This is a genomic window from Mesorhizobium sp. WSM1293, assembly GCF_000513875.1.
GTDB lineage: Bacteria > Pseudomonadota > Alphaproteobacteria > Rhizobiales > Rhizobiaceae > Mesorhizobium > Mesorhizobium ciceri.
Map to the genome: position 1 here is coordinate 199464 of NZ_KI911320.1, position 6191 is coordinate 205654.

Here is a 6191-nt window from a genome sequence, read left to right on the forward strand (position 1 = left end):
TTTCAGCCGGATCAGTTTAGAAAAACTCAATGGCCATGCTCAATCGCGTCCACCTCAACGGCCTGCGCGCCGTCGAAACCGTTGCCCGTCTCGGATCGCTGGCGGCGGCCGCCGGTGAGCTCAACGTTTCCGTCAGCGCCGTCAGCCAGCAGATAAGCCGTACCGAAAAACAGCTCGGCCAGGCGCTGTTCGAGCGAACGGCGAGCGGTCTGGTGCTGACCGAATTCGGCGCCGTCTTCGCGGCCCGCCTTGGTGCTGGATTTCGTGAGCTTTCCCAGGCCGTGGCGCTGGCCGACGAGGCTACGCAATGCACATTGGTGGTTTCGGTGGCGCCGGCCTTTGCCTCGAAGTGGCTGTTGCCCAGACTATCTCGCCACTTCGACCGGCATCCCAACGTGCTGCTGCGCATCGACGCTTCGGTGCGGCTGGCCAATCTCGATCACTCAGACATCGACATCGCCATCCGGCTTGGCGACGGCAAGTGGCCGGGCGGGCGCACGGAACTGCTCTTGGCGCAGGAAGTCTTCCCGGTCTGCGCGCCGGCGATTGCCCAAAAACTGAAGTCGATCGAGGACCTTGCCCAGACCTGCGCGATCACCGACGAGCGGGCAATGATCAACTGGGAAAGCTGGTTCGAGACGGCCGGCGTCCCACCTGTCAGCTTCCTCAAGGGTGCGCGTTTCACCGACCCGATGCTGTGCCTGGAATCGGCGATTGCCGGCCATGGCGTGATGCTGGGCTGGCAATTGCTCGCCGCGGATGCGCTGGCCGACGGGCGGCTGGTGGCGCCTTTCGGCATCCGCGCCCAGAGCGGGCTCGGCTATTGGCTGGTGACCTCGTCCGTCAAGGCGGAAAGCCGCAAGGTCCGGGATTTCAAGATCTGGATCAGGGAAGAGATCGAAGCAACCATGGCGCGGTTCGGGTCCGCAAACCCAAAACCCGCCGGCGCGATCGCGGTGGAAAGCGCCGCGCCGCCGCTCTATGATAGGTCGGACATCAAACTACGACAGGCAGGATCATGACCACACATTCGCGCGGCGTTTCCGCATCGATCGACCCGGTGAAGCTCGACAGGCTGGCGGAAGTCGCCATCAAGGTCGGGCTGCAATTGCAGCCAGGGCAGGATCTGGTGCTGACGTCATCGATCGCGGCACTGCCGCTAACCAGGCGGATCGTCGAGCATGCCTACAAGGCCGGCGCCGGCCTGGTGACGCCGATCTTCAACGATGACGAGATGACGCTGGCGCGCTACCGCTTCGGCGCCGATGCCGGTTTCGACCGCGCCGCCGGCTGGCTCTATGAAGGCATGGCGAAGGCCTTCTCCAACAATGCGGCCAGGCTTGCGGTGCGCGGCGAGGATCCGTCGCTGCTCTCCGCACAGGATCCGGCGAAAGTGGCGCGCGCCAACAAGGCCAATTCGATGGCTTATCAGCCGGCGTTGGAAAAGATCACCGGCTTCGACATCAATTGGAACATCGTTGCCTATCCGGACCTCGCCTGGGCCAAACAGGTCTTCCCCGGCGATGCCGACGATGTTGCGGTCGTGAAACTCGCCGATGCCATCTTCGCCGCGTCGCGGGTCGATGTGGAGGACCCGATCGGCAACTGGAAGGCGCACAACGCGGCGCTTCGCAGCCGCACAGAATGGCTCAACGGCCATAATTTCCATGCGCTGCACTTCACCGGACCGGGCACCGACCTGACGGTTGGACTGGCGGACGGCCATGAATGGATGGGCGGCGCCTCGACCGCCAAGAACGGCATCACCTGCAACCCCAACATCCCGACCGAGGAGGTCTTCACCACGCCGCATGCGAGGCGGGTCGAAGGCCATGTCTCCTCGACCAAGCCGCTGTCCTACCAGGGCACGCTGATCGACGACATTTCGGTGCGTTTCGAAGAAGGCAGGATCGTCGAGGCCAAGGCTTCGAAGGGCGAGGATGTGCTGAAAAAGGTGCTCGATACCGACGAGGGCGCGCGCCGCCTCGGCGAAGTGGCGCTGGTGCCGCATTCCTCGCCGATCTCAGCCAGCGGCCTGTTGTTCTTCAACACGCTGTTCGACGAGAACGCCGCCTGCCACATCGCGCTCGGCCAATGCTATTCGAAGTGCTTCGTCGACGGCGCCTCGCTCAGCCAGGACGAGATCGCCGCGCGCGGCGGCAACAAGAGCTTCATCCACATCGACTGGATGATCGGCTCGGACAAGATCGACATCGATGGCGTCCACAAGGACGGCGCCCGCGTGCCTGTCATGCGCAAGGGCGAGTGGGCCTGAGGGTTCCAGCCGAGAGGTGTGATGGCCTTCAAGATCGCGGTCAAGCGTATCTACGAGCCGCCCGCTGCCGATGACGGGCAGCGGGTTCTGGTCGACCGCATCTGGCCGCGCGGCGTCAGCAAGCAAGACGCCGCGCTGACGCTGTGGTTGAAGGACATCGCGCCGAGCGACGAGCTGCGAAAGTGGTTCGGACACGAGGCGGTGCGCTGGGCGGAGTTTCAGGAGCGGTATGGCGCTGAGCTGGATGGGAATGGCGCGGCGGTGACGCAATTGCGAGGCCTGCTGGGTAACGGCAAGGTGACGCTGCTCTACGGCGCGCATGACGAGGCGCACAACAATGCGGTGGCGCTGGCGGGGTATCTGCGCGCGGGTTGAGGGCACTCGGAACCTTCGAAAGCCGGCGGGCCACGGAACACCGTGGAACGAGAGGTAGCTCTACTTCCCCACCGCCGCCTCATAGACATCAGCCTTGAACCCGACAATAACCCGGTCGCCTACCTCTAGCACCGGCCGCTTGATCATGGTCGGCTTGGCCAGCATCAGCGCCTTGGCGCTCTTCTCGTCGAGACCCTGCTTTTCCTTGTCCGGCAGCTCGCGGAACGTCGTGCTCGCCTTGTTGAGCAGCTTTTCCCAGCCGACCTTGCCCGCCCAACCATCCAGCCGCTTCGCGTCCAGTCCCTCGGCCCTGAAATCGTGAAACCGGTAGGCTACGTCATGGCCTTCCAGCCAGACGCGCGCCTTCCTGACAGTGTCGCAAGTGGTGATGCCATACATGGTGATCGTCAAAGCGTGCTTCCTTGGCTGACTGTCGAATCCGTTCCACAGATTAAACCACACTTCCCGCTTTGCCAGAGCCGTTGCCATATCTCCGTGTCAGATGACGGCCAGGACAATGTCCCGGCCGTCTAATTTCCTGATCCTGCAGCGACGTGAGCCGGAAGCCGGGGTTCGGCCCTAGTAGTAGAAGCGCTCTTCGGTGATCTTGCCGTTTTTGACCGTGTAGAGGCCGACTTCATCCATGGTGACACGCTCGCCGGTAGCCTTGGGCGTTATGTCGAACTTGAAGCGCACCGCGAACTGGTCGCCATTGACATAGGGGCCTTCGACAGAGCCGCCATGGACTTCATTGTTCTCCTGCCACCACTGGCCCTTCTGCCTGAGAGCCTCCTTGCCACGGGAGATGGCCATCGGCCCCTCCATGGCTTCGTAGCTCACGATATCGTCGGAATTGTACTTCTCGGCGGCAGCTTCGTTCTCGCCCTGCTTGAGCAGCTCGGTGAAATCCTTGGCAATTTCGGCGATGGTCATTTGCGTTCCTCCTGTTCAGACGCATTTAGGTAGGGAACAGCCTGCTGGCCTGCCATCGTCGGACCGCGCCGTGCTGACAAGCCATGTCAGGATGATGGATATCGCTCGGAGTATGTGACGACGATGTGAGCACATCACATCGCGCTCAGCGGCCAACATTCCGGGAAAACGTACTTCTTCAGTCCGCGCAAGCTGTGCACAAGGACGAACTCTCGTGCAACAAAGCTGATTGGGCCCATAGGCTGTTTGGGGACAAGTTTTCGGTCATATGCAAGCGTCAGATGCGGAACGAAACCATCTGACGCCTTGAGGCCTTCGCGCAGCATTTCGACGCCGAGCTTCCTGCTCAACTCACAAACCGGTCCGTCATCGGCGAGAAGCACGAAAGGGTGTTTGGCTGGCTTGCCCCTAGTCGCCGGTCGGCCGGGAAAGCTACTGGCATAGCGAAAGGTAACCTCGAACGGGGCCATCGCAATGCGCCGTCCCGATCGGGCGGCCGCAAAAAGAATTTTGGACCGTAGCCTTTTGTAATCACCGACATGCTGCAGGCTGACGTGAAAACGCTCCGGTAGCAGTTGGTCGCCGGTTACCCCGCATTGGCCGCATAGCCGATTTTGACAATCGGCAAAGCGCGAATGGTCCTTAGAATGCAAAAACAAACCGAAGAACACGCGCTCGGGCCGTTTAGGCCGCCATGGCGGCTCTGGAAGTCCATAGTCGAATTCGCCTTGCAGATACATACGCACACGCCCGGCAAAGAACGCTCCTGTTTTGCTCCATTCCGGAACAAAACAGGAACACTCTCCTTGAGTCAAGCCTGGAATCTATTCGAGCTCACGCCCAGCAGCCGATGATACCCTCGACCTCGAGGAAATCGTGGATCGCCCAGTTGGCCCCGGTTTTTAGAGTTCGATGAACTAACCTGGCAGCACTGGGCAGTTGGCGCCACGGCGCAGGCTGATATGCGCCACGTCGCCGACCTGGAAGCGAAAACCCTCGGCCTGGCGCGGCGCGTCGATGACGACAGGCGCGCCCTGCCCGAGTTCGGCATGCAGGCGCAGCGTGCGGCCGTGAAAGACGACGCTGTTGACGCGCGCCGGTGCGGTGCCGGGCGCGGCCTCGGTCATCGCCAGCAAATCCTCCGGGCGCACGCCGATGGTGCGGGTAGCGCCCTCGGCAGGTGCCTCGCCGGTTTCAGAAATAGCCTCCAGCGGCAGGGTGCCGGCGGTGAAACGCAAGCGATCGCCATCGCGGCCGACAAACCGTGATTGCAGGAGATTCATGGTGCCGATGAAGCTCGCCACAAACTTCGTGGCAGGCCGGTCATAAAGTGTGGCCGGCGGTGCGATCTGCTCGATACGGCCCTTGTTCATGACGACGATGCGGTCGGAGATCGACAGCGCTTCGGTCTGGTCGTGGGTGACCATGACGAAGGTGGTGCCAAGCCGCGACTGCAGCCGCTTCAGCTCAACCTGCATCTGTTCGCGCAGATGCGCATCGAGCGCCGACAACGGCTCGTCGAGCAGCAGCACGCGCGGCTCGCAGACGATGGCACGCGCGAGCGCGACGCGTTGGCGCTGGCCGCCAGACAGTTCGGAGACACGGGCGCCAAGCTTGTCGGCGAGACCGACCATGTCGAGCGCTTCGCCGGTGCGCTTAGCCTGTTCGGCTCCAGACAATTTGCGCAGCGACAGACCGAAGCCGACATTTTCTGCAACATTCATGTGCGGGAACAGCGCGTAGTCCTGGAACACGGTGTTGACCGGCCGGTCGAACGGGCGAAGGGCCGTGATATCGCGGCCGTCTAGCAGCACCTTGCCGCTCGACGGGCTTTCGAAACCGGCGATGACGCGCAGGCTGGTGGTCTTGCCGCAGCCCGACGGCCCGAGCAGCGTGATGAACTCGCCGCTGATAATGTCGAGATCGACGGCGTCGAGCCCAACGATGCCGCCGGGAAAAATCTTCGAGACCGCCTGCAGCCGGACGAGTGGATCAGGCGCCATCGCGAACCTCGGACGGCTTCGTGGTGTTGACCCAGAGGATCTGGCAACGCTCGGCGCCCGGATTGCGGAAGGCATGCAAAAGCGTGCTCTTGAAGGCAAAGCTGTCGCCCGCCTTCAGCCCGTATTTCGTCGAATCCACCACCAGTTCGACCTCACCGGCCAGCACGAAGCCGAATTCATGGCCGGCATGCGCATAGGCCTCGGCCGTGCCGCCTTTGGCTTCCACCGTCACCAGCATGCCGGTCAGCGTCGCGCCCGGGGGTGACAGCAGCGCCTTGGCAATGCCTTCCGATTTCACCGGGATTTGCCGCCGCTTGTCGGCACGCACGCAATAGAGGTCGTTCGCCGTGTCGCTGCCGTCGGCGATCAGCGCCGACGGCTCGATGTCGAGGGCGGCGGCGAGCGGCCAGATCACCTTGACGCGCAGCGAGGACATGCCGCGCTCGATCTGGCTCAATGCACCGATCGACACGCCGGCCTTTGCCGCAAGATCGGCCAGCGACAGATTGCGCTCCAGCCGCAGCGCCCGCACGCGCCGGCCGACGCGAACGTCGGCATCGTCCTTCGGCTTCCCAGCCGCTTCATCCAGCATGTCCATGCATTCG

General features: G+C 62.8%; 8 protein-coding genes. 3 read left to right on the top strand and 5 right to left on the bottom strand.

The features are described from left to right. Positions 1-29: 29 nt before the first annotated feature. From M729_RS0133595 to M729_RS0133605, 3 genes are read left to right on the top strand one after another with little or no spacing between them, the layout of a single operon-like run. Positions 30-1022 (top strand): LysR substrate-binding domain-containing protein, encoded by a 993-nt coding sequence (locus tag M729_RS0133595; RefSeq protein ID WP_027164188.1) that lies wholly within the window; start codon positions 30-32, stop codon positions 1020-1022. Continuing rightward, positions 1019-2275, top strand: a complete 1257-nt coding sequence (locus M729_RS0133600; protein ID WP_027164189.1) for an aminopeptidase — start codon at positions 1019-1021, stop codon at positions 2273-2275. The genes M729_RS0133595 and M729_RS0133600 overlap by 4 nt, the downstream gene beginning before the upstream one ends. A gap of 21 nt (positions 2276-2296) precedes the next feature. Beyond that, positions 2297-2650: a DUF488 domain-containing protein gene (locus tag M729_RS0133605; protein WP_027164190.1), complete on the top strand. Its 354-nt coding sequence runs from the start codon at positions 2297-2299 to the stop codon at positions 2648-2650. 60 nt (positions 2651-2710) lie between these two features. Here M729_RS0133605 and M729_RS0133610 read toward each other — a convergent pair whose 3' ends face one another. The 5 genes from M729_RS0133610 to M729_RS0133630 all read right to left on the bottom strand — a co-directional run bounded on the left by M729_RS0133610 (position 2711) and on the right by M729_RS0133630 (position 6184). Further along, entirely contained in the window at positions 2711-3061 is a 351-nt protein-coding gene (locus M729_RS0133610) for an ArsC family reductase (RefSeq protein ID WP_027164191.1), read from the bottom strand. 168 nt (positions 3062-3229) lie between these two features. Beyond that, the gene (locus tag M729_RS0133615; RefSeq protein WP_013532858.1) at positions 3230-3583 is read right to left on the bottom strand and encodes a nuclear transport factor 2 family protein; all 354 of its coding nucleotides are present in this window, start codon (positions 3581-3583) and stop codon (positions 3230-3232) included. 134 nt (positions 3584-3717) lie between these two features. Beyond that, positions 3718-4323, bottom strand: a complete 606-nt coding sequence (locus M729_RS0133620) for a 2'-5' RNA ligase (RefSeq protein ID WP_027164192.1) — start codon at positions 4321-4323, stop codon at positions 3718-3720. A gap of 177 nt (positions 4324-4500) precedes the next feature. Continuing rightward, a complete protein-coding gene (locus M729_RS0133625; RefSeq protein WP_027164193.1) occupies positions 4501-5586 on the bottom strand; it encodes an ABC transporter ATP-binding protein in 1086 nt (361 codons plus the stop codon). Continuing rightward, positions 5576-6184: a cupin domain-containing protein gene (locus M729_RS0133630; protein WP_027164194.1), complete on the bottom strand. Its 609-nt coding sequence runs from the start codon at positions 6182-6184 to the stop codon at positions 5576-5578. The genes M729_RS0133625 and M729_RS0133630 overlap by 11 nt, the downstream gene beginning before the upstream one ends. Positions 6185-6191 lie beyond the last annotated feature (7 nt).

What these genes read in the sequence shown, in the direction of transcription:
- M729_RS0133615 (WP_013532858.1), bottom strand. Translation starts at nt 3,583, where the DNA reads ATGACCATCGCCGAAATTGCCAAGGATTTCACCGAGCTGCTCAAGCAG.
- M729_RS0133600 (WP_027164189.1), top strand. Translation starts at nt 1,019, where the DNA reads ATGACCACACATTCGCGCGGCGTTTCCGCATCGATCGACCCGGTGAAG.
- M729_RS0133595 (WP_027164188.1), top strand. Translation starts at nt 30, where the DNA reads ATGGCCATGCTCAATCGCGTCCACCTCAACGGCCTGCGCGCCGTCGAA.
- M729_RS0133625 (WP_027164193.1), bottom strand. Translation starts at nt 5,586, where the DNA reads ATGGCGCCTGATCCACTCGTCCGGCTGCAGGCGGTCTCGAAGATTTTT.
- M729_RS0133630 (WP_027164194.1), bottom strand. Translation starts at nt 6,184, where the DNA reads ATGGACATGCTGGATGAAGCGGCTGGGAAGCCGAAGGACGATGCCGAC.
- M729_RS0133620 (WP_027164192.1), bottom strand. Translation starts at nt 4,323, where the DNA reads ATGTATCTGCAAGGCGAATTCGACTATGGACTTCCAGAGCCGCCATGG.
- M729_RS0133605 (WP_027164190.1), top strand. Translation starts at nt 2,297, where the DNA reads ATGGCCTTCAAGATCGCGGTCAAGCGTATCTACGAGCCGCCCGCTGCC.